Below are 22,072 nucleotides of genomic sequence, written 5' to 3' on the forward strand. Positions count from 1 at the left end.
GTCTGATAAATTGTTAAAGAGCAGTGCAACGCGGCTTTCGCTCACCGTTGCGAGGTGGCGCATATTACGCTTTCCCGCTTCAGAGTCAAGCGTTTATTTTGCTTTTCTCTGCTGACCCGGCGGCGTGTGTGCCGTTGTTCCGTGTCAGTGGATGCGCATTATAGGGAGTAATTCCGAAGCTGCAAGGATAAAGTGAAAATTATTTACTGACTGCTCACTTTCCAGGCAAAACGCATCCCAGACCTCAATTTTCGCCTGGTTTTTAAACAAAAACGAGCCGCAAGCGGCTCGTTTTTGCGTTTTGTGACTTACTGCACTGCCACAATACGATCGTCGTTGGCTTCCAGACGGATAACTTTGCCCGGAATCAGTTCTCCGGAGAGGATCTGCTGCGCCAGTGGGTTTTCGATCTGCTGCTGAATAGCACGTTTCAGTGGACGCGCACCATAAACCGGATCGTAACCATTCTCGCTCAGCAGCTTCAGCGCATCGTCGGAGATGTGAATTTCATATCCACGCTCTTCCAGACGTTTGTACAGACGCTGCAGCTGGATCTGCGCAATCGACGCTATGTGTTTCTCACCCAAAGGATGGAATACCACCACTTCGTCAATACGGTTAATGAACTCCGGACGGAAGTTATGGCTCACCACACCGAGCACCAGATCCTTCATATGGCTGTAGTCCAGCTCACCGAAACGTTCCTGAATCAAATCGGAACCCAGGTTCGAGGTCATGATGACGACCGTATTACGGAAATCGACCGTTCTCCCCTGCCCGTCCGTCAGACGACCATCATCCAGCACCTGAAGCAGGATGTTGAACACATCCGGATGCGCTTTTTCCACCTCATCCAGCAGGATGACGGAATAAGGACGCCGGCGCACCGCTTCGGTCAGGTAGCCGCCCTCTTCATAACCAACATATCCCGGAGGCGCACCGACCAGACGCGAGACGGAGTGTTTCTCCATGAACTCGGACATGTCGATACGCACCATCGCATCGTCGCTGTCGAACATAAAGTTTGCCAGCGCTTTACACAGTTCGGTTTTACCGACACCGGTCGGCCCCAGGAACAGGAACGAACCGATCGGGCGATTTGGATCGGAAAGCCCAGCACGGCTACGGCGAATAGCGTTGGAGACCGCTTCAACCGCCTCGTCCTGACCAATCACCCGCTGATGCAGATCCTGCTCCATACGCAGCAGCTTATCGCGTTCGCTTTCCATCATGCGCGCCACCGGAATACCGGTCCAGCGAGCGAGCACTTCGGCAATTTCGGCATCCGTCACTTTATTACGTAACAGACGCATGGTTTTGCCTTCAGACTGCGTGGCGATCTCAAGCTGTTTCTCCAGCTCAGGGATTTTGCCGTACTGCAGTTCAGACATACGTGCCAGGTCACCCACACGGCGAGCCTGCTCAATGGCAATTTTGGCCTGTTCGAGTTCCGCTTTAATGGTCTGCGTGCCAGAGAGGGAGGCTTTCTCGGCTTTCCACTCTTCTTCCAGCTCTGAATACTGGCGCTCTTTATCGTCCAGCTCTTCATTGAGCATATCCAGGCGTTTCTTACTGGCTTCATCAGACTCTTTTTTCAGCGCCTGCTGTTCCAGCTTGAGCTGAATGATGCGGCGGTCGAGTCGGTCCAGTTCTTCCGGCTTCGAGTCAATCTGCATACGAATGCTCGACGCCGCTTCATCGATCAGGTCGATTGCTTTATCAGGCAACTGACGATCGGCGATATACCGATGCGAAAGCGTCGCCGCCGCAACGATGGCCGGGTCAGTAATCTGCACATGGTGGTGCAGTTCATAACGCTCTTTCAGACCACGCAGGATCGCGATGGTATCTTCAACGCTTGGCTCAGCAACAAACACTTTCTGGAAGCGACGTTCCAGAGCGGCATCTTTCTCAATGTACTGACGATACTCATCAAGCGTAGTGGCACCGACACAGTGAAGTTCCCCACGCGCCAGCGCAGGTTTCAGCATGTTCCCGGCATCCATCGCACCGTCGGCCTTACCAGCCCCCACCATGGTGTGCAGTTCGTCGATAAACAGAATGACGTTGCCTTCCTGTTTCGCCAGGTCGTTCAGCACGCCTTTCAAACGCTCTTCAAACTCACCGCGGTATTTCGCCCCGGCCACCAGCGCGCCCATATCCAGCGCCAATACGCGGCGGCCTTTCAACCCTTCCGGCACTTCACCGTTTACGATACGCTGCGCAAGCCCTTCAACGATGGCGGTTTTACCGACCCCCGGCTCACCAATCAGTACCGGGTTGTTTTTGGTACGACGCTGCAGTACCTGAATCGTACGGCGGATCTCTTCGTCACGGCCGATAACCGGGTCAAGTTTGCCCTGCTCGGCACGTTCGGTCAGATCGACCGTAAATTTCTTCAAAGCCTGACGTTGGTCTTCGGCTCCCTGATCGTTCACGCTTTCACCTCCGCGCATTTTCTCAATCGCCTGAGTCACATTGGCGGTGGTTGCACCAGCAGATTTCAGCAGGTCGGTCAAGGTACCGCGTGATTCAAGCGCCGCCAGAACAAACAGCTCCGACGAAATAAAGTTGTCCCCACGTTTTTGCGCCAGCTTGTCGCAAAGGTTCAGCACGCGCACCAGATCCTGCGACGGTTGAACGTCGCCGCCGGTACCTTCTACCTGCGGTAAACGGCTCAGCGCCTGATCGATAGCGGTGCGTAACTGGCCAGCATTAATGCCAGCAGACGTTAATAAAGGACGTACCGATCCCCCTTCCTGATTCAGCAAGGCGCTCATTAAATGAAGAGGTTCGATGAATTGGTTGTCGTGCCCCAGTGCAAGGGACTGGGCATCGGCGAGAGCAAGCTGGAATTTATTAGTAAGACGATCCAGACGCATAACTCCTCCCATAACAGGTCAAATTTGCTACTGGAGATTAAATGAGGTCATCCCTCAATTATTCAAGGTTAATGACCTGAATTATGTGAAAAGAAAACGGCACGTGCCGGATCGTCTTGATTCTTTAGGTTATATCAGCCAAATGAAACTTGCCATACGACCCGTCGTCTTGTCGCGGCGATAGGAGAAAAAATCACCCTTTTCGGTGAACGTACAGCGATCGCCGCCGAAGATCTGCGATACGCCAATATTATTCAGACGCTGGCGGGCAAGCTGGTAAATATCCGCCAGATATTTTTCCCCGACAGGCTGGAAGGCCTCAATGGCTTGCGGATCTTTTTCCATGAATGCTTCGCGAACCTCCGGCCCCACTTCAAAAGCACGAGGGCCAATCGCCGGACCTAGCCAGGCCATGATATTGGCGGGATCATCATTGAAGCAGGCGACGGTCTCTTCCAGCACGCCCTCGCATAAGCCACGCCAGCCCGCGTGCGCTGCTGCTACCTCCGTACCGGCACGGTTACAAAACAGAACCGGCAGACAATCGGCGGTCATTACGGCACAAACCGTGCCCGGCGTATTACTGTAAGAAGCATCGGCGCGTTTGGAAGCGTAAGGTTCTCCCGTCAGCTTCAGTACCGCTTTGCCGTGAACCTGCTCCAGCCAAACCGGTTTCGACGGCAGATTTCCCGCAGCAAACAGACGCGTGCGGTTCTCTTCAACGTGTTCCAGGCTGTCGCCGCAGTGCGCGCCGAGGTTTAAAGACTCCCACGCGCCCTGGCTCACGCCGCCAATACGGGTCGAACTACAGGCGGCCACGCCTGCAGGCAGCGGCCACTCCGGGACAATCAGTTTGGTCATAACCAGTCCACTTGATCCTTATGTTCTTCGAAATCGGCACGCATGGCATCAATGAGTTCCACCATATCCTGCGGGATAGGCGCATGCCATTCCATCTGGATACCACTGATCGGGTGATAAAGACGCAGCATGGTCGCGTGCAGCGCCTGACGATCGAATTTACGCAGTACGCTGATGAACTCATCCGACGCGCCTTTTGGCGGACGCGGACGACCGCCGTACACCTGATCCCCCACCAGCGGATGGGTAATGTGCGCCATGTGAACGCGGATCTGGTGAGTACGACCGGTTTCCAGGCGCAGGCGCAGGCGGGTATGAATACGGAAGTGCTCCATAATGCGATAGTGCGTCACCGCCGGTTTACCCATCGGATGCACCGACATATGGGTACGTTTCGTCGGGTGACGGCTGATCGGCTCTTCTACCGTGCCGCCAGCGGTCATGTGTCCAATCGCCACCGCTTCATATTCGCGAGTAATCTCACGCAGCTGCAGCGACTCCACCAGACGGGTCTGAGCGGGAACGGTCTTCGCCACCACCATCAGGCCGGTGGTGTCTTTATCCAGACGGTGAACGATACCTGCACGTGGGACATCCGCAATCGGCGGATAATAATGAAGAAGTGCGTTAAGTACCGTACCGTCTGGATTCCCTGCGCCCGGATGAACAACCAGGTCGCGCGGCTTGTTGATCACCAGAATGTCATCATCTTCATAGACGATGTCCAGTGGGATATCCTGCGGCTCGAAGCGGATTTCCTCTTCGATTTCAGCATTGATGGCAACAGCTTCCCCACCAAACACTTTCTCTTTTGGTTTGTCCCAGATCTTGCCGTTTACCAGCACGCGCTGGTCAAGGATCCATTCTTTTATGCGTGAACGCGAATAATCAGGGAACAATTCGGCCAAAGCCTGATCTAAGCGTTGACCGAGCTGATTTTCGGAGACTGTTGCGGTGAGTTCTACTCGTTGTGCCATAAACTGCTTCTTTGTTTAACGTTGGGTTTTACGGCTTTGCCGTTTAATATAGTGTGCTATTGTAGCTGGTCTTAATCGGGAGCAGGAACAGAGTTTCTCCCGGACAAACATTTGAGGAAAGTCAAAACGTCATGACGCGCATGAAATATCTGGTGGCAGCGGCCACGTTGAGCCTGGCTTTGGTGGGCTGCTCCGGTTCGAATGAACAGGTCCCTGACAATCCGCCGAATGAAATCTATGCGACTGCACAACAAAAGTTGCAGGACGGTAACTGGAAACAGGCGATAACGCAACTGGAAGCGTTGGATAATCGCTATCCATTTGGCCCGTATTCGCAGCAGGTACAGTTAGATCTTATCTACGCCTACTACAAAAATGCCGATCTGCCGCTGGCTCAGGCAACTATCGATCGTTTCATGCGTCTGAACCCGACTCATCCTAACATCGACTACGTCATGTACATGCGCGGCCTTACCAACATGGCGCTGGACGACAGCGCCCTGCAGGGCTTCTTCGGCGTAGATCGCTCCGACCGTGACCCGCAGCATGCGCGCGACGCCTTCAATGACTTCTCCAAGCTGGTGCGCGGCTATCCGAACAGTCAGTACGTCACCGACGCGACCAAACGTCTGGTGTTCCTGAAAGATCGTCTGGCGAAATATGAATACTCCGTTGCGGAATACTATACCCGCCGTGGCGCATGGGTTGCTGTGGTTAACCGCGTAGAAGGTATGCTGCGTGATTACCCGGATACTCAGGCAACGCGTGACGGCCTGAAGCTGATGGAAAATGCTTACCGTCAGATGCAGATGACCGCTCAGGCTGAAAAAGTGGCGAAAATCATCGCCGCGAACAGCAGCAACACGTGATAGCGTTTCAATGCAAAACGGCAGCCCGAAGGCTGCCGTTTTTTTATTCAATTCAGACATCCGCTGAAGCGCTTTAGCCTCAACACATCCCGTCAACTATGACCGCAATTCGTACCTTCCACAAGGTAAATCTCATCTCTTCCTGCCCTGCCTCACAAAAAAGATTCCCTGACAAAAACCGACAAAATAACGTGATCTAAATCACACATTTTGACATTAGGTCGGGTATGCTGGAATCACCAAGACGGAAAGACAAGAGGTAAAATTTATGACAATGAACATTACCAGTAAACAAATGGAAATTACTCCGGCAATTCGCCAGCACGTCGCAGACCGTCTCGCCAAACTGGATAAATGGCAAACACATTTGATTAATCCACATATCATCCTGTCCAAGGAGCCCCAGGGTTTCATCGCTGACGCAACTATCAATACTCCAAACGGCCATCTGGTCGCCAGCGCAAAACATGAGGATATGTACACCGCAATCAACGATTTGATCAACAAGCTGGAACGGCAGCTCAATAAAGTGCAACACAAAGGTGAAGCCCGTCGCGCCGCAACGTCGGTGAAAGACGCCAGCTTCGCGGAAGAAGTTGAAGAAGAGTAATCCTTTAAATTGAGTGTACCGCCAACGCGCCTTCGGGCGCGTTTTTTATTGACAGGGTGAAAACAGTACGGGTACTTTAACGGTATCAATCACAGGATGACTTTATGAAACTTACGCCGTTCTTCTTCGCATTCTTTTTTACCTTCCCCTGAACGGGAGGCGTTTCGTCGTGTGATAAAGAATGCGAAGACGAACAACAAGGCCTCCCACACCGGGGGGCCTTTTTTATTGATAACGATAAAATGAGACAGGCAACACTATGACACCGGAAAACCCGTTACTGGATCTGCGAGTAAAAATCAGCGCGCTGGATGAAAAATTACTGGCGCTGCTGGCCGAACGTCGCGCCCTCGCCGTTGAAGTGGGCAAAGCCAAGCTGGACTCCCATCGTCCGGTCCGTGACATCGACCGCGAGCGGGATCTGCTGGAACGTCTCATCCAGCTCGGCAAAGCGCATCACCTCGATGCCCACTACATCACCCGGCTGTTCCAGCTCATCATCGAAGATTCCGTTCTGACCCAGCAAGCGCTACTCCAGCAGCATCTCAATAAAACCAACCCGCACTCGGCGCGCATCGCCTTCCTTGGGCCTAAAGGCTCCTACTCTCATCTGGCCGCACGCCAGTATGCCGCACGTCATTTTGAAGAGTTTATTGAAAGCGGCTGCGCAAAATTCGCCGATATTTTTAACCAGGTTGAGACCGGCCAGGCGGATTACGCCGTGGTGCCGATTGAAAACACCAGTTCCGGTGCCATCAACGACGTCTACGATCTGCTGCAGCATACCAGCCTGTCGCTGGTCGGCGAGCTGACGATCCCTATCGATCACTGCGTGCTGGTCTCCGGTTCAACGGACCTGAACACGATCGAAACGGTCTACAGCCATCCGCAGCCTTTCCAGCAGTGTAGCCAGTTCCTGAACCGCTATCCGAACTGGAAAATTGAGTACACCGAAAGCACCTCGGCGGCAATGGAAAAAGTAGCGCAAGCCAACTCCCCAACCGTTGCTGCGCTCGGCAGCGAAGCGGGCGGCGCGCTGTATGGCTTACAGGTTCTGGAACGCAATCTTGCTAACCAGACGCAAAACATTACCCGCTTCGTGGTGCTGGCCCGCAAGGCAATCAACGTGTCAGACCAGGTGCCGGCGAAAACCACGCTGCTGATGGCGACCGGCCAGCAGGCGGGCGCGCTGGTAGAAGCCCTGCTGGTGCTGCGCAACCACAATTTGATCATGACCAGGCTGGAATCACGCCCAATCCACGGTAATCCATGGGAAGAGATGTTTTACCTCGATATCCAGGCCAACCTGGAATCTGCATCCATGCAGAAAGCCCTGCGCGAACTGGGTGAAATTACCCGTTCAATGAAAGTGCTGGGCTGCTATCCGAGCGAAAACGTCGTCCCGGTCGATCCAAGCTAGCATTCGATAAAACGGCTTTTCTTCATCCCTGCCACATTAACCGGCAGGGTGAAGACGGCTCCGGAAAGCGGATACTTCGCCACCTCCTCCGCATCCATATTTTCCCGCGTTGTGGTAATGAACAGCGTTTTCATATCATCGCCGCCAAAGCAGACCATCGTCGGGCAACGCACCGGCATGCGGTATTCTTCCAGTTGCTCCCCTTGTGGAGAAAAGCGCGCGATACGCCAGCCGTCAAACAGCGCGCTCCAGTAGCAGCCTTCCACATCCATCGCCGCACCGTCCGGTATCCCCTCGCCCTCTTTAAACTGACGAAACACCTCACGCCTGCCGGGTTCACCCTGTTCATCAAGCGGGGTATGGAAGATCACACCGTTGGGCGTGTCTGAGGTAAACATCCACTGCTTATCCGGGCTAAACGCCAGGCCGTTGTGCCCGTGGATATCGCACTGGATCACCTTCGGCGTCAGGTCGTTGTCGATGCGCATCAGCAGGGCGCCGTTGTAATCTCCCGGCCCCCAGAACGTGCCCGCATAGAAGCGGCCCTGGTGGTCGGTGCCCCCATCATTAAAACGTGCGAGCTGCGGGTTAGAGGGGTTATCACACACCTTGCGGCGCAGCAGTCCGTGTTTATCGGTCAGCCAGATGCCCGTGCGCATCGCAACGATAAAACCACCCTGCTCGCGCAGCGCGAAACAGCCCACCTCTTCATGGAAGGAAAGCACGGTATGTTCCGCCGTCGGCAGGTGGTAGCGGTGGATCTCCCCTTCCAGAATATCCGCCCAGTAAAGCGCATATTCTTCTGCGCTCCACGTCGGGCATTCGGGCAGATGCCCGGTGTAGTTCAACAGCAGCTGCGGTTCAGCCATGACAGTTCCCCAAAATGAAAAAAGCCAGCATTGCTGGCTTTCAGTATATACATCATTGGATTACTGGCGACTGTCATTTGCCTGGCGCAACAGCGTGCGGCTTTCACTCTGGAAACGCGTGGCGTAATCGCCGAACCAGTGCTCCACTTTGCGGAAGCTGTCGATAAACGCCTGCTTGTCTCCGTGCTCCAGCAGCGTAATGGCTTCGCCAAAGCGCTGATAGTAGCGCTTGATGAGCGCCAGGTTATTTTCAGACGACATGATGATGTCGGCGTAAAGCTGGGGATCCTGCGCAAACAGACGCCCGACCATCGCCAGCTCAAGACGATAGATCGGTGAAGAGAGCGCCAGCAGCTGTTCAAGCTGCACGTTCTCTTCAGCCAGATGCAGGCCGTAGGCAAAGGTCGCAAAGTGGCGCAGCGCCTGAATGAACGCCATGTTCTGATCGTGCTCGACCGCGCTGATGCGGTGCAGCCTCGCGCCCCAGACCTGAATCTGTTCCAGGAACCATTGATAGGCTTCCGGCTGACGGCCGTCGCAGTAAACCACCACCTGCTTTGCCAGGCTGCCGCTGTCCGGGCCAAACATCGGGTGCAGCCCGAGCACCGGGCCCGTATGCGCAGCCAGCATCGCCTGCAGAGGACCGTTTTTAACGGAAGCCAGATCCACCAGAATGCAGTCTTTTGGTAAAGGAGGAAGCTTCCCGATGATCTGCTCCGTCACGTGGATCGGCACGCTGACGATAACCATTCCGGCATCTTTCATCAGTTCCGGTGCTTGTGCCCAATCCTCTTTTTCCAGAATGCGCACCTGATAGCCAGAAAGCGTCAGCATTTTCTCGAACAGACGCCCCATCTGCCCTGCTCCGCCAACAATCACCACCGGACGCAGGGACGGACAGAGGGTTTTGAAGCCCTTGTCGTTTTCGCTGGAATAGGATTCCCGCATCACGCGACGCAGAACATCTTCAATCAAATCCGGCGAAACGCCCAGCGCCTGCGCCTCTTTACGACGGGAGGCCAGCATTGAGGCTTCGCGCTCCGGGACGTAAATCGGCAGGCCGTATTTGCTTTTCACCTCACCGACTTCGGCAACAAGCGCCATACGGCGCGCCAGCAGGTCCAGCAGCGCCTTATCCACTTCATCAATTTGATCGCGCAGTGCGGTCAATTCAGCAACCATAACTACCCTCTTAAGCCAGACGCGTCGCCAGCTGGCCGCTTAAATCTTTATGGATCTCACGCAGCAGCGCATCGGTGGTTTCCCAGCTGATGCAGGCATCCGTCACGGAGACGCCGTGCTTCATCGCGCTGCGCGGCTGTTCTGATGACTGATTACCTTCATGAAGGTTGCTCTCAATCATCAGGCCGATAATCGAACGGTTTCCGTCTTTGATCTGTGCGACCACGGATTCCGCAACCGCTGGCTGGCGACGGTAATCTTTATTCGAATTACCATGACTGCAATCTACCATCAGTGCCGGACGCAGTCCCGCCTGTTCCATCTCTTTTTCACACTGCGCCACGTCCGCCGGGCTGTAGTTTGGCGCTTTACCGCCGCGCAGGATCACATGACCGTCCGGGTTGCCCTGCGTTTGCAGCAGGCACACCTGGCCCGCCTGGTTGATACCGACAAAGCGGTGCGGCATGGCGGCGGCGCGCATGGCGTTGATCGCCGTCGCCAGGCTGCCATCGGTACCGTTTTTAAAGCCAACCGGCATCGACAGGCCAGACGCCATCTCACGGTGGGTTTGCGATTCAGTCGTACGCGCACCAATTGCGGACCAGCTAAACAGATCGCCCAGGTATTGCGGGCTGTTTGGATCCAGCGCTTCGGTTGCCAGCGGCAGCCCCATGCTGACCAGTTCCACCAGCAGGCGACGCGCAATCTTCAGGCCTGCTTCCACATCAAACGAGCCATCCATGTGCGGATCGTTGATCAATCCTTTCCAGCCAACCGTCGTGCGTGGCTTTTCAAAATAGACGCGCATCACCAGATAGAGGCTATCGCTGACCTCCTCCGCTAATGCTTTAAATCGACGCGCATACTCAATGGCGGTTTCAGGATCGTGAATAGAGCAAGGACCACAAACCACCAGCAGGCGCGGATCGCGGCCAGCGATAATGTCAGAAATGGTCTGGCGAGAGTGCTCGATCTGAGCCTCCTGCGCGGCGCTCAGCGGAAACTCCGCTTTCAGTTGATCCGGGGTAATCAAAACCTGTTCGTCAGTGATATGTACGTTGTTCAGCGCGTCTTTTTGCATGATAGCGATCCTGTAAAGCTCGTTTGCGATAGTTGTTTTCCTCAGTGAGGTGAAACCACGATACCATAAAAAGTAAACATTTCAATCCAAAATACGTACACATTAGTTTACATTGGCACAATTAAGGCAAAAATAAGCCGCTAAAATCGTAAAGTTTAAATTACAGTCTAAATTTCTCCCTCCAGGCTATGCTGAAGAAAAAGGAGAAGGGTTATGCGATCGATTGCTTTCGTCCTGCTGTCGCTGTTTTTATCGGGCTGTCAGATTAATCCTTACACTTTCCAGCCCAACTGGACGAGCCCGGACTGGTTCAGCGCGGGTAAAGAAGACGCCATAAATGGCCTGCCGGTTAAAGATAACCAGACCCTGGCCGATAGTTTTAACGACCCCCACGTCGATCGTAATGAATATCTTCGCGGCTATGCTGATGGTCAGAAGAAAGTGTGTGAAGAAGGCTTTATTCATGCATGGGGATTAGCGGGCAAATCTTATCCAGCCAGTTGTGATACTGTTGAAAATGCAGCGAAACTGCATGCGTCATGGCAAAAAGGAATGGATGAAAGTATGCGTTCCAGCAGGCTTAATTAAGTCTGCTTTTATTCTTTGGAAAATAAACAACTGTAGGATTTAGCTTAGGTCAGCCATGGGCTATTTCTGACATAATGACGGTTCTGATAAACAATGGTATTCTGCCCGCAACTCTTAAGGACATCTATTTCCGGAGCGGTACGGCGGATTCTGGTGAGAAATTTATACTTGAACTCTTTGTTCCGACTCACTCTGGTGCTAATGCTGTTCCTTATGGTGGGCCCGGCGATGGCAGGCGCGCTCTCGGAGACAGATAAATCGGTACGTTCTATTGTCTCAGGCATAGTGAGCTATACGCGATGGCCGTCGCTTTCCGGTCAGCCTAAACTCTGCATCTATGCCACTTCTCACTATACGCACGCGCTCAGCGAAAACCAGGGGCATAACGAGTTACCTTATACCCCCGTTATTGTACGTAACGATCGGGAAGCCCTGGCCGCGACATGCGATGCTGTTTATTTCGGGACTGAACCACCTGCGAAACAACTTGAATTAATAAGTCAATATCAGGGCAGAGCATTGCTATTAATCTCAGAGCAAAATCCGGAATGTGTTATTGGCAGCGCCTTTTGCCTGATAATCGATCGTGGCCAGGTGCGATTTTCCGTCAATCTGGATGCGTTGACACGCAGTGGCGTCAGGGTTAACCCGGATGTATTGATGCTTGCACGGAATAAGCAGCATGGATAAAGATTTCATCTCGACGCAGCGTCCGACCTTTAAAAGAACGCTGAGGCGAAACAGCATGATAAGCGTCATCATCACAATGACGTTAATATGGCTGTTGCTCTGTTTTGCCTCGGTCGTAACATTAAAACAATACGCGCAAAAAAATCTCGAATTAACCGGCGCCACAATGAGCCACAGCCTTGAAGCCTCTCTGGTTTTCAACGATTCACTGGCGGCCAACGAAACGCTCGCTGCGCTGGGTAAGCAGGGGCAGTTTGCCGTAGCAGAAGTCATCAACGGGCATAAAAAGCGCTTTGCCTACTGGTCCTGGAACCCGAAGGATAATAACGACACGCTGGGGGCGCTGGTCAGCCGCTGGCTTTTCCCCGTTCCGGTTGCGCAGCCCATCCTGCACAACGGCGCGAAGATAGGTGAAATACGTCTTACCGCGCGTGACAGCCTTATCAGCCATTTCATCTGGATGTCGTTTGCCGTCCTCACCGGCTGTATTCTTTTTGCAACCGTCGTCGCGCTCACCATTACCCAGTCTCTGCACCGCGGCATGGTCACTGCGCTGCAAAATATCACCGACGTTGTGCATGACGTCCGCACCAATCGCAACTTTTCCCGTCGGGTGAAAGATGGGCGCATTGAAGAATTCCATCAGTTTGGAGAAGACTTCAACAGCCTGCTGGACGAGATGGAGGAGTGGCAGCTTAAGCTACAGGCGAAAAACGCTCAGCTACTTCGTACCGCCATGCACGACCCGCTCACCGGTCTTGCTAACCGCGCTGCGTTTCGTAACAGTATTGCGGCATTAATGAATGACCCCTCGGCAAAAACAAACTCGGCCCTGCTCTTCCTCGACGGTGATAATTTTAAGTTTATTAACGACACCTGGGGACACGCGGCAGGAGACTGCGTGCTGATTGAAGTCGCCAGCAGGATGGTGGAATTTGGCGATAAACGCCACCAGTCCTACCGCCTTGGCGGTGACGAATTTGCCATGGTGCTGTACGGGGTGCATTCTGAACCAGAGGTTCAACACATTTGTGCTGCGCTAGCGCAGCAGTTTATCCGTCCGTTTGATCTGCATAACGGACAAAAAGCATCGATGTCACTCAGCATTGGCTTTGCTCTGGCGTGGGAAAATGCTTCCGTGGAAGCATTACTGGAGAGGGCTGACCGCAACATGTACCAGGTTAAAAACCAGCGTACGAAAACAATAAGTTAGAAAGGATACACTATGTTAAAACGTTACTTCGCGCCGTTAGTTATGGCCTCACTGGTTCTGGCAGGCTGTCAATCGCCGCCCCAGGGCAAATTTACTCCTGAGCAAATCGCGGCGATGAAGTCATACGGTTTTAACGAACTGAACGGCGACTGGTCGCTTGGTATGTCGGACACCATCCTCTTTGATAAGAATGACGCCAGACTGCGTCCGGAAAGTGAAACACAGATCCAGTCCATGGCCTCTCGTCTGGCGAAAACTGGCCTGAATCACGCGCGAATGGACGGTCATACCGATAATTACGGTGAAGCAAGCTACAACGAAGCCCTGTCGTTAAAACGCGCCAATGCCGTGGCCGACGCCTGGGCGAAAGGCGCGAATATCCCGCGCAGCAATCTCTCCACCCGGGGATTAGGCCAAAAATATCCGATTGCGAGCAACAGCACTGCACAAGGGCGCGCTGAAAACCGCCGGGTGTCAGTGGTTATCAGCGCGCCATAGGATTATTTAGCGGATGATTCGGTGAGCGACACGCCTGTTGCCGCTCGCCAGCGCAGCCAGTCAATCAGAACAAACAGCGCCAGACTCACGCCCATCACCGGCAAAGCCAGCCCCAGCAGTGCGCTGATGACCACGGTAACACCTCTTCCCCACCCTGACAGCGCCAGCCAGCTCTGAGTAAGCGTCTGCACCGGATTCATTGCCGACTGTGCCGGACGACGCATCCACCACATCCGGTATCCCCAGATGATAAGCACGCACAGGGCAAGGCCGAAAGCAACGAGCAGCAGCTGATTCACCAGCCCGAATAAGATCCCCATATGGAAATCCACGCCCCAGCGGGTCAGTTTTGCCATGAGCGGGAAATCCTCGAATCGGGTTCTGTCGAGGATCTGCATCGTACCGGGATCAACCGCAACGGCGTCCACCTGAGTCGGCCAGCTGCGGTCGATCTCCGTCACTGTCCATGCGCGATCCATTGTTTTCGCCGGGCGGATCTCCAGCCTGTTGGCATCAATCCCCGCTTTACGCGCCGCGCTCAACACGCCGTCAAACCGCGTCAGATCCATCGCCATTTCCGGCATCACCATTCCGCCGTGATGGCCACGGTGTTCGGCATGTTCATCCACGACCTCATGTTGGCCGGATAGCGTCGTGTTCACCTGCGGGGTGAGCCAGTTCATCTCTGCACGCAGCTTATCCACGTTCCCGCCCGCCCACTGGGACCAGGTCAGGCCGGTTGCAGAGAAGAGCAGTATGCCCCCCAGTAATATCCATCCGAGCGTCACATGCACCCGACGGCGGTTCTGGAAGCGATTGTTAATCCGGCGTTTTGGTCGGGTATAAAACCACAGGGCAATCCCTCCCAGTGCGGCCACCCACATCCAGGAAGCGGCCAGTTCGCTATAGAGCCGCCCAATATCGCCCAGCATCAGAGAGGTATGCAGATAATCAATGGTCTGACGCAGCGGTAAAATCCCGCTGGTGCCGTACACCGTCATATCCCCCAGCACCGCCAGGCTTACCGGATCGATAAAGATCGCCCGGTTTTCCGAGGGCCCCAGCGTCGGGTCAGCAAACATCACGCGGGTGGTTTCACCTTCAACCAGCCCCGGGCGAACGGCGTGCAAACGCAAATCTGAGCCAACGGCCTTTTCCGCCGTGGCGATTTGTTCCGCCAGCGGCTTCGGTTCGCCCACGGAATTCGTGTGGAGAGCGTCCCGGTAGAGCGCATTCTCGAGCTGCGGGGTCGCCACGTACAGCGTACCGGTCAGCGCGGCGAAGAAGATAAACGGGCCGACAAATAGCCCGACGTAGAAATGGAGGCGACGCAGCAGGTTTCCCCATGCCGCGCGCGGAGTGCAGGTAGTCATACTTTTCCTTTTTAAGGCAAAAAGTTATCGATTGAGTTTTTAAAGGGAAAAAGCAGACTGCCGCGGCGGCGCGCGGGTATCGGGGTAAAGCCAGGGGAAAAAGTGCCAGTGGCTGACCGCCTGACGCGGCGGCTTAACGCGAAGCCTCTGCAGCACGATACTGAGCAGCACTATCAGCGCGAGCATCACGCCAGGGACATGCGCTAACAGCACGCAGTAGCCGCACGCCTCCGCATGGTCAACCGGCATCGTGTGCGGCATATCGCCGTGATGCTCGTCCATCGACATCATGCTCATGTCATGATGCATGCCCGGCATGGCGCTCATGGGGTCTTTCTGCAACGAGACGGAGATAAGGGGTGCCACCACGATCAGCAGGATCGCAAACAGCGCGGTCAATGCCGCTGCGCGTTTCCGGTTAGGCTGATGCAGTACGTTATCCACGTCCCCTCCATTCAAGAGGCAAGCATTGTAAATGATTTATGACGAAAGGGTTAATGCGAGAGGTGCGATGGGATAAAAAAAGGGCCAGCCTTTCGGCCAGCCCTTTCTAACAGGATGTCGCTTAAGCGAATCTTAGTTCAGACGCTCTTTAATACGAGCAGACTTACCAGTACGCTCACGCAGGTAGTACAGTTTAGCTTTACGTACAGCACCACGACGTTTAACAGCAATGCTGTCAACTACCGGAGAGTGAGTCTGGAAGACACGCTCAACGCCTTCGCCGTTGGAAATTTTACGAACAGTGAATGCAGAGTGCAGACCGCGGTTACGAATAGCGATAACCACGCCCTCGAATGCCTGCAGACGTTTTTTGGAACCTTCAACAACCCATACTTTCACTTCCACGGTGTCACCTGGACGGAAGGAAGGTACGTCCTGCTTCATCTGCTCTTGTTCAAGTTGCTTAATAATGTTGCTCATAATTTAATCTCTTATCCTGGGTAAACTGATATTCGGGAGCGTATTACGCCTTCCCATCATGTTCATGCTGCTGGTGCGCGTGTTCAGTTTTGAACTCGGCCAGCAACTTTGCTTGCTCTTCAGTCAGAGCCAGGTTTTCCAGAAGTTCAGGTCTTCTAAGCCAGGTTCGGCCCAGCGACTGCTTCAAACGCCAGCGACGTATCTCGGCATGGTTTCCAGACAGTAACACTGCCGGTACTTCCATCCCTTCTAACACTTCAGGACGAGTATAGTGTGGACAGTCCAGCAATCCATCGGCAAAGGAATCTTCCGTTGCCGAAGCTTCATGGCCCAGTACCCCCGGAATAAACCGGGCGACGGAGTCAATCAGCGTCATTGCCGGTAACTCACCACCGCTGAGAACGTAATCGCCGATAGACCATTCTTCGTCAATCTCGGTTTGAATTACGCGCTCATCTATCCCTTCGTAACGACCACAGACCAGAATCAGCTTTTGATTCGTCGCCAGTTCGCTCACGCCCGCTTGATCAAGCTTGCGTCCCTGAGGTGACAGATAAATCACCTTTGCGCCTTCACCTGCCGCGGCTTTTGCTGTGTGAATGGCGTCCCGTAAGGGTTGCACCATCATTAACATCCCCGGTCCGCCGCCGTAAGGACGATCGTCCACGGTACGGTGCCGGTCATGAGTAAAGTCACGCGGACTCCAGCTCTGGATGCTCAGCAGGCCATTCTTTACTGCCCGGCCAGTTACCCCGTAATCGGTAATCGCGCGGAACATTTCAGGAAACAGGCTAATTATGCCAATCCACATAGCGCCGTCTTTTACCGTTTATCCGGAGAATTTAAAAACCAGGATCCCAATCTACTTCAATGGTTTGAGTAGCGAGATCGACTTTCTTGATAACCTGTCCATCGAGGAACGGGACCAGCCGCTCCTTGATGCCAAATGCATCTTTCAGGTTTGCCTTAATGACGAGAACGTCATTTGACCCGGTTTCCATCATATCGATGACTTTCCCCAGGCTGTAACCTTCAGTGGTGACTACCTGGCAACCCATAAGGTCTTTCCAGTAGTAGTCGCCCTCTTCCAGCTGTGGCAACTGCGACGAATCCACGACAATTTCACAATTAGTCAGCGCATTCGCGGCATCACGATCGTCAATGCCTTTCAGCTTGATGATGATGTCCTGATTGTGGTGACGCCAGCTTTCCAGCTCGACCTCTTCCCACTTACCGGCTTTCTGGATGAACCAGGGCTGGTAATCAAAAATGCTATCAGCGTCTTCAGTGGAGGAAAACACTCTGAGCCAACCACGGATACCGTAGCAAGAACCCATTTTTCCCAATACGATCGGTTCAACAGGTGCTTTATTGCTCATCATGACCACCGTGACAGATTAAGCTGCTTTGTTTGCTGCTTTGATCAGCGTAGCAACGCGATCGGAAACAGTAGCGCCCTGGCCAACCCAGTGAGCGATACGATCCAGATCCAGACGGGTTTCTTCTTCTGCGCCAGAGGCCAGTGGGTTGAAGAAACCAACGCGCTCGATAAAGCGACCGTTGCGTGCATTACGGCTGTCAGTCACAACAACCTGGTAGAACGGACGCTTTTTAGCGCCGTGACGTGCTAAACGAATAGTTACCATAACATCCTCTTGTGTGAATAAAACAACCGGGCCCCATCGAGGAACGGAGCCCGGGTGTCATATTAAAAGCCCGAAAATTTTACTCATTTTCGGGCAAAAAGCAATCTCAAAAGCGATTAACGCCCTGGAAAACCGGGAGGCATCATGCCTTTCATGCCACGCATCATCTTCGCCATGCCGCCTTTCTTCATTTTCTTCATCATGCGCTGCATGTCGTCGAACTGTTTCAGAAGGCGGTTAACGTCCTGCACCTGCATGCCGCAACCGGCAGCGATACGGCGCTTACGGGAACCTTTGATGATTTCTGGCTTGGCTCGTTCTTTCAGCGTCATGGAATTAATGATCGCCTCCATACGCACCAGCACTTTGTCATCCATCTGGGATTTAACGTTGTCAGGGATCTGGCCCATGCCCGGCAGTTTGCCCATCAGGCTTGCCATGCCGCCCATGTTTTTCATCTGACGCAGCTGCTCAAGGAAGTCGGTCAGATCGAAACCGTCGCCTTTTTTCAGCTTGCTGGCGAGCTTTTCAGCCTGCGCGCGGTCGACCTTGCTCTCGATATCTTCGATCAGCGACAGCACGTCGCCCATGCCGAGGATACGGGAGGCGATACGGTCCGGGTGGAACGGCTCCAGCGCTTCGGTTTTCTCGCCCACGCCGAGGAACTTGATCGGCTTACCGGTGATATGACGAATAGAAAGCGCCGCACCGCCGCGGGCGTCGCCGTCGACTTTGGTCAGCACCACGCCGGTTAACGGCAGCGCTTCGTTAAACGCTTTCGCGGTATTCGCCGCATCCTGACCGGTCATGGCGTCAACGACAAACAGGGTCTCTACCGGGTTGATAGAAGCGTGCACCTGCTTGATTTCGTCCATCATCGCTTCGTCAACGTGCAGACGACCGGCGGTATCCACCAGCAGCACGTCGTAGAATTTCAGCTTCGCTTCTTTCAGCGCGGCGTTAACGATGTCGACAGGCTTCTGGGCAACGTCGGACGGGAAGAAGTCCACGCCGACCTGCTCGGCCAGCGTTTCCAGCTGCTTGATCGCCGCCGGGCGATAGACGTCCGCAGAGACCACCAGCACTTTCTTCTTGTGCTTTTCGCGCAGGAATTTACCCAGCTTACCGACGCTGGTGGTTTTACCCGCACCCTGCAGGCCCGCCATCAGCACCACGGCCGGCGGCTGAGCCGCCAGGTTAAGCACCTGGTTCTCTTCGCCCATCGCCGAAACCAATTCGTTACGAACGATTTTGACGAACTCCTGACCCGGGGTCAGGCTCTTGTTAACTTCATGACCAACCGCCTTCTCTTTTACGCGGTTGATAAAATCACGAACAACCGGCAACGCCACGTCTGCTTCCAGCAGCGCCATGCGCACTTCGCGCAGCGTTTCCTTGATGTTCTCTTCAGTAAGGCGTCCGCGGCCGCTGATGTTGCGCAGCGTGCGCGACAAACGATCGGTTAAATTATCAAACATTGTCTCTCGCCTGAGTAGAAACGTTGGGCCGCATTGAGCGACACATACACAGAATTTTGCCGGAGTATAACATGAAGGCGCCTTTGTTGTTATGCAACGGTTGGAGCAGGCGTCACGTAACGTTATACTGCTTCTCTTTCTTATTAAGACAACTGTCGATGCCTATATGCCTGTTTTCGCACTGATCGCCCTTGTTGCCTACTCTGTCAGCCTCGCGCTGATTATTCCCGGACTGCTGCAAAAAAACAGCGGCTGGCGGCGCATGGCTATTCTTTCGGCGGTCATCGCACTGATAAGCCACGCGTTTGCGCTGGAATCACGCATTATTCCCGGCGACGGCAGCGTGCAAAACCTGAGCGTCCTCAACGTCGGCTCGCTGGTCAGCCTGATGATCTGTACGGTAATGACCATCGTCGCGTCTAAAAATCGCGGCTGGCTGCTGCTGCCGATTGTCTATACCTTCGCGCTGATCAATCTGGCTTTAGCCACCTTTATGCCTAATGAATTCATTACGCATCTGGAGGCGACACCGGGGATGCTGGTGCACATCGGCCTGTCACTGTTCGCCTATGCGACGCTGATCATCGCCGCGCTTTACGCCATGCAGCTCGCCTGGATTGATTACCAGTTGAAAAACAAAAAGCTGGCGTTCAACCATGAAATGCCGCCGCTGATGGTCATTGAGCGTAAGATGTTCCACATCACCCAGATAGGCGTGGTGCTGCTGACGCTCACGCTCTGCACCGGCCTGTTTTACATGAAGAACCTGTTCAGCGTGGAGAATATCGATAAAGCAGTGCTCTCCATCATCGCGTGGTTTGTCTATATTGTCCTGTTGTGGGGCCATTATCATGAAGGCTGGCGCGGACGTCGCGTCGTCTGGTTCAACGTCGCGGGTGCGGGCATTCTCACCCTTGCCTATTTTGGCAGCCGCTTCATACAGCAATTTGCTGGCTAAGTTATAAAAGGAGTTCCCCCTGGAACACATCTCTACCACCACGCTGATCGTTATCCTGATCGTCATGGTGGTCATTTCCGCCTATTTCTCCGGCTCGGAAACCGGCATGATGACCTTAAACCGTTACCGGTTGCGTCATCGTGCTAAACAGGGTAACCGTGCCGCCCGCCGCGTTGAAAAACTGCTCCGCAAGCCGGATCGGCTGATCAGCCTGGTACTTATCGGCAACAACCTTGTCAATATTCTGGCCTCAGCCCTCGGCACCATCGTTGGGATGCGCCTGTACGGCAATGCCGGGGTCGCGATTGCCACCGGCGTGCTGACGTTTGTGGTGCTGGTGTTTGCCGAAGTACTGCCAAAAACCATCGCCGCGCTTTACCCGGAAAAGGTGGCCTACCCGAGCAGCTTCCTGCTGGCGCCGCTGCAGATCCTGATGATGCCGCTGGTCTGGCTGCTGAACATGGTCACGCGCGTTTTAATGCGGATGGTGGGGATCAAAGCCGACGTCACTATCAGCAGCGCGCTCAGCAAAGAAGAGCTGCGCACCATCGTGAACGAATCCCGCTCGCAGATCTCCCGGCGCAATCAGGATATGCTCCTGTCGGTGCTGGATCTGGAAAAAGTGAGCGTGAACGACATCATGGTGCCGCGCAACGAGATCGTCGGTATCGACATCAACGACGACTGGAAAGCCATTGTCCGCCAGCTGACGCACTCTCCGCATGGGCGCATCGTGCTCTATCGCGATTCGCTGGATGACGCCATCAGCATGCTGCGCGTGCGCGAAGCCTACCGTCTGATGACCGAGAAAAAAGAGTTCACCAAAGAGGTGATGCTGCGCGCCGCGGACGAGATTTACTACGTGCCGGAAGGTACGCCGCTCAGCACGCAGCTGGTTAAATTCCAGCGCAACAAGAAAAAAGTCGGCCTGGTGGTCAACGAGTACGGCGATATTCAGGGCCTGGTGACGGTCGAAGATATTCTGGAAGAGATTGTCGGAGACTTTACCACCTCAATGTCGCCTTCCCTCGCGGAGGAAGTGACTCCGCAGAACGACGGTTCGGTGCTGATTGACGGTAGCGCGAACATCCGTGAACTCAACAAAGCCTTTAACTGGCATTTGCCGGAAGATGAAGCTCGTACCATGAACGGGATGATTCTGGAAGCGCTTGAAGAGATCCCAGCGGCGGGCACGCGGGTGCGCATTGAGCAGTACGATATTGATATCCTGGACGTGCAGGACAATATGATAAAGCAGGTGAAGGTGCTGCCCGTTACGCCACTTCGGGAAAGTATTGCCGAATAAAACGTAGGCCGGGTAAGGCGAATGCCGCCACCCGGTACTACAGGTAGCAAATTACGCTTTCGCTTTCGCCACGGTCACCATCGCAGCGCGAATGGTACGGCCGTTCAGGGTGTAACCTTTCTGCATCACGCCCAGCACTTTACCGGCTTCAATCTCTTCAGATTCCACCATCGCAATGGCCTGGTGAACGTTTGGATCCAGCGGCACATCGGTATCCGCAATCACTTCCACGCCAAACTTACGCACGACGTCGAGCATGGATTTCAGCGTCAGTTCGATACCTTCGATCATCGCCGCGTTGTCCGGATTCGCTTTGTCAGCCACTTCCAGCGCGCGGTCGAGGCTATCGATCACCGGCAGCAGTTCGTTGACGAATTTCTCCAGCGCAAATTTATGCGCCTTCTCAACGTCCTGCTCGGTGCGACGACGCAGGTTTTCCATTTCCGCCTTGATGCGCAGAACGGTGTCGCGTTCGCGATTCTGTGCTTCTACCAGTTGGGCTTCCAGATTCGCAATTTTTTCATCGCGCGGGTCCACCTGCTCAGCAGATGCGTCTGGCTCTACAGCCTCAACTTCATCGTGCTGTTCCGTGATAATTTCTTCAGGGGCTTGCCCCTCAGGCGTTTTCTGTTCTTTACTACTCATGA

Annotated in this window: 24 protein-coding genes and 1 other annotated feature; of the genes, 10 read left to right on the forward strand and 14 right to left on the reverse strand. The window is 54.1% G+C overall.

The window, feature by feature from the left end; all coding sequences use genetic code 11:
• Positions 1-308 precede the first annotated feature (308 nt).
• The 3 genes from clpB to rluD all read right to left on the reverse strand — a co-directional run bounded on the left by clpB (position 309) and on the right by rluD (position 4,720).
• Positions 309-2,882, reverse strand: a complete 2,574-nt coding sequence (clpB, locus tag IM271_RS02510; RefSeq protein ID WP_041908644.1) for an ATP-dependent chaperone ClpB — start codon at positions 2,880-2,882, stop codon at positions 309-311.
• Positions 2,883-3,011: 129 nt separating this feature from the next.
• Positions 3,012-3,743 carry a purine nucleoside phosphorylase YfiH gene (gene yfiH / locus IM271_RS02515; protein ID WP_193052124.1) on the reverse strand — a complete coding sequence of 244 codons (732 nt, stop codon included), beginning with the start codon at positions 3,741-3,743 and terminating at the stop codon, positions 3,012-3,014.
• The gene (gene rluD, locus IM271_RS02520) at positions 3,740-4,720 is read right to left on the reverse strand and encodes a 23S rRNA pseudouridine(1911/1915/1917) synthase RluD (RefSeq protein WP_028014116.1); all 981 of its coding nucleotides are present in this window, start codon (positions 4,718-4,720) and stop codon (positions 3,740-3,742) included. The genes yfiH and rluD overlap by 4 nt, the downstream gene beginning before the upstream one ends.
• Positions 4,721-4,851: 131 nt before the next feature.
• Here rluD and bamD point away from each other — a divergent pair, with 131 nt between their 5' ends.
• From bamD to pheA, 4 genes are all read left to right on the forward strand, one after another.
• The gene (gene bamD, locus IM271_RS02525; RefSeq protein WP_023308867.1) at positions 4,852-5,589 is read left to right on the forward strand and encodes an outer membrane protein assembly factor BamD; all 738 of its coding nucleotides are present in this window, start codon (positions 4,852-4,854) and stop codon (positions 5,587-5,589) included.
• A gap of 268 nt (positions 5,590-5,857) precedes the next feature.
• Positions 5,858-6,199, forward strand: coding sequence for a ribosome-associated translation inhibitor RaiA (raiA, locus tag IM271_RS02530; RefSeq protein ID WP_003863162.1), 342 nt, complete (start codon positions 5,858-5,860; stop codon positions 6,197-6,199).
• A gap of 103 nt (positions 6,200-6,302) precedes the next feature.
• Positions 6,303-6,428, forward strand: a sequence feature (Phe leader region).
• A complete protein-coding gene (gene pheL / locus IM271_RS02535) occupies positions 6,304-6,351 on the forward strand; it encodes a pheA operon leader peptide PheL (RefSeq protein WP_100249759.1) in 48 nt (15 codons plus the stop codon). (Overlaps the previous feature by 48 nt.)
• A gap of 30 nt (positions 6,429-6,458) precedes the next feature.
• Complete coding sequence (gene pheA, locus IM271_RS02540) at positions 6,459-7,619, forward strand: bifunctional chorismate mutase/prephenate dehydratase (RefSeq protein ID WP_028014117.1); 1,161 nt, start codon at positions 6,459-6,461, stop codon at positions 7,617-7,619.
• On the opposite strand, the gene IM271_RS02545 is transcribed toward pheA, so the two are convergent.
• Genes IM271_RS02545 through aroF form a run of 3 tightly spaced genes read right to left on the reverse strand, consistent with a single transcriptional unit; the run spans position 7,616 to position 10,751 of the window.
• A complete protein-coding gene (locus IM271_RS02545; protein WP_193052125.1) occupies positions 7,616-8,488 on the reverse strand; it encodes an SMP-30/gluconolactonase/LRE family protein in 873 nt (290 codons plus the stop codon). The two genes, pheA and IM271_RS02545, sit on opposite strands and share 4 nt — an antisense overlap.
• A gap of 60 nt (positions 8,489-8,548) precedes the next feature.
• On the reverse strand, positions 8,549-9,670 hold the full coding sequence (gene tyrA, locus IM271_RS02550) for a bifunctional chorismate mutase/prephenate dehydrogenase (protein ID WP_028014119.1): 1,122 nt from the start codon (positions 9,668-9,670) through the stop codon (positions 8,549-8,551).
• Positions 9,671-9,680: 10 nt separating this feature from the next.
• Positions 9,681-10,751 carry a 3-deoxy-7-phosphoheptulonate synthase AroF gene (aroF, locus tag IM271_RS02555; protein WP_193052126.1) on the reverse strand — a complete coding sequence of 357 codons (1,071 nt, stop codon included), beginning with the start codon at positions 10,749-10,751 and terminating at the stop codon, positions 9,681-9,683.
• A 213-nt stretch (positions 10,752-10,964) separates the two neighbouring features.
• Here aroF and IM271_RS02560 point away from each other — a divergent pair, with 213 nt between their 5' ends.
• The 4 genes from IM271_RS02560 (at position 10,965) to IM271_RS02575 (ending at position 13,740) form a co-directional block, all read left to right on the forward strand.
• On the forward strand, positions 10,965-11,339 hold the full coding sequence (locus tag IM271_RS02560) for a DUF2799 domain-containing protein (RefSeq protein WP_041908636.1): 375 nt from the start codon (positions 10,965-10,967) through the stop codon (positions 11,337-11,339).
• Between the two features lie 228 nt (positions 11,340-11,567).
• Entirely contained in the window at positions 11,568-12,029 is a 462-nt protein-coding gene (locus IM271_RS02565) for a YfiR family protein (protein WP_370528543.1), read from the forward strand.
• A complete protein-coding gene (gene dgcN, locus IM271_RS02570; RefSeq protein WP_045260861.1) occupies positions 12,022-13,242 on the forward strand; it encodes a diguanylate cyclase DgcN in 1,221 nt (406 codons plus the stop codon). Before IM271_RS02565 ends, dgcN begins: the two co-directional genes overlap by 8 nt.
• A 12-nt stretch (positions 13,243-13,254) precedes the next feature.
• Positions 13,255-13,740 carry an OmpA family protein gene (locus IM271_RS02575; protein WP_045260862.1) on the forward strand — a complete coding sequence of 162 codons (486 nt, stop codon included), beginning with the start codon at positions 13,255-13,257 and terminating at the stop codon, positions 13,738-13,740.
• A gap of 2 nt (positions 13,741-13,742) precedes the next feature.
• Here the strand turns inward: IM271_RS02575 and IM271_RS02580 are convergent, their stop codons facing one another.
• The 7 genes from IM271_RS02580 to ffh all read right to left on the reverse strand — a co-directional run bounded on the left by IM271_RS02580 (position 13,743) and on the right by ffh (position 19,161).
• Positions 13,743-15,113 carry a PepSY domain-containing protein gene (locus IM271_RS02580; protein WP_192971724.1) on the reverse strand — a complete coding sequence of 457 codons (1,371 nt, stop codon included), beginning with the start codon at positions 15,111-15,113 and terminating at the stop codon, positions 13,743-13,745.
• Positions 15,114-15,152: 39 nt separating this feature from the next.
• On the reverse strand, positions 15,153-15,557 hold the full coding sequence (locus IM271_RS02585) for a DUF2946 domain-containing protein (protein WP_045260864.1): 405 nt from the start codon (positions 15,555-15,557) through the stop codon (positions 15,153-15,155).
• 132 nt (positions 15,558-15,689) lie between these two features.
• Entirely contained in the window at positions 15,690-16,037 is a 348-nt protein-coding gene (rplS, locus tag IM271_RS02590; RefSeq protein ID WP_002914145.1) for a 50S ribosomal protein L19, read from the reverse strand.
• A 43-nt stretch (positions 16,038-16,080) separates the two neighbouring features.
• Complete coding sequence (gene trmD / locus IM271_RS02595; RefSeq protein WP_003863138.1) at positions 16,081-16,848, reverse strand: tRNA (guanosine(37)-N1)-methyltransferase TrmD; 768 nt, start codon at positions 16,846-16,848, stop codon at positions 16,081-16,083.
• A 31-nt stretch (positions 16,849-16,879) separates the two neighbouring features.
• Positions 16,880-17,419, reverse strand: a complete 540-nt coding sequence (gene rimM, locus IM271_RS02600; protein WP_028014127.1) for a ribosome maturation factor RimM — start codon at positions 17,417-17,419, stop codon at positions 16,880-16,882.
• 15 nt (positions 17,420-17,434) lie between these two features.
• Complete coding sequence (rpsP, locus tag IM271_RS02605; protein ID WP_022649067.1) at positions 17,435-17,683, reverse strand: 30S ribosomal protein S16; 249 nt, start codon at positions 17,681-17,683, stop codon at positions 17,435-17,437.
• Positions 17,684-17,799: 116 nt separating this feature from the next.
• A complete protein-coding gene (gene ffh / locus IM271_RS02610; protein WP_003863132.1) occupies positions 17,800-19,161 on the reverse strand; it encodes a signal recognition particle protein in 1,362 nt (453 codons plus the stop codon).
• 166 nt (positions 19,162-19,327) lie between these two features.
• Between ffh and IM271_RS02615 the strand changes: the two genes are divergently transcribed.
• Both IM271_RS02615 and IM271_RS02620 read left to right on the forward strand, forming a co-directional pair.
• Complete coding sequence (locus tag IM271_RS02615) at positions 19,328-20,119, forward strand: inner membrane protein YpjD (RefSeq protein WP_032645009.1); 792 nt, start codon at positions 19,328-19,330, stop codon at positions 20,117-20,119.
• A 19-nt stretch (positions 20,120-20,138) separates the two neighbouring features.
• Positions 20,139-21,425: an HlyC/CorC family transporter gene (locus tag IM271_RS02620; protein WP_032644905.1), complete on the forward strand. Its 1,287-nt coding sequence runs from the start codon at positions 20,139-20,141 to the stop codon at positions 21,423-21,425.
• 51 nt (positions 21,426-21,476) lie between these two features.
• Here IM271_RS02620 and grpE read toward each other — a convergent pair whose 3' ends face one another.
• Positions 21,477-22,070, reverse strand: coding sequence for a nucleotide exchange factor GrpE (gene grpE, locus IM271_RS02625; RefSeq protein ID WP_032644906.1), 594 nt, complete (start codon positions 22,068-22,070; stop codon positions 21,477-21,479).
• Between the last annotated feature and the right edge of the window lie 2 nt (positions 22,071-22,072).

The organism is Enterobacter cloacae complex sp. I3, from assembly GCF_014896175.1.
Classification (GTDB): Bacteria; Pseudomonadota; Gammaproteobacteria; order Enterobacterales; family Enterobacteriaceae; genus Enterobacter; species Enterobacter bugandensis.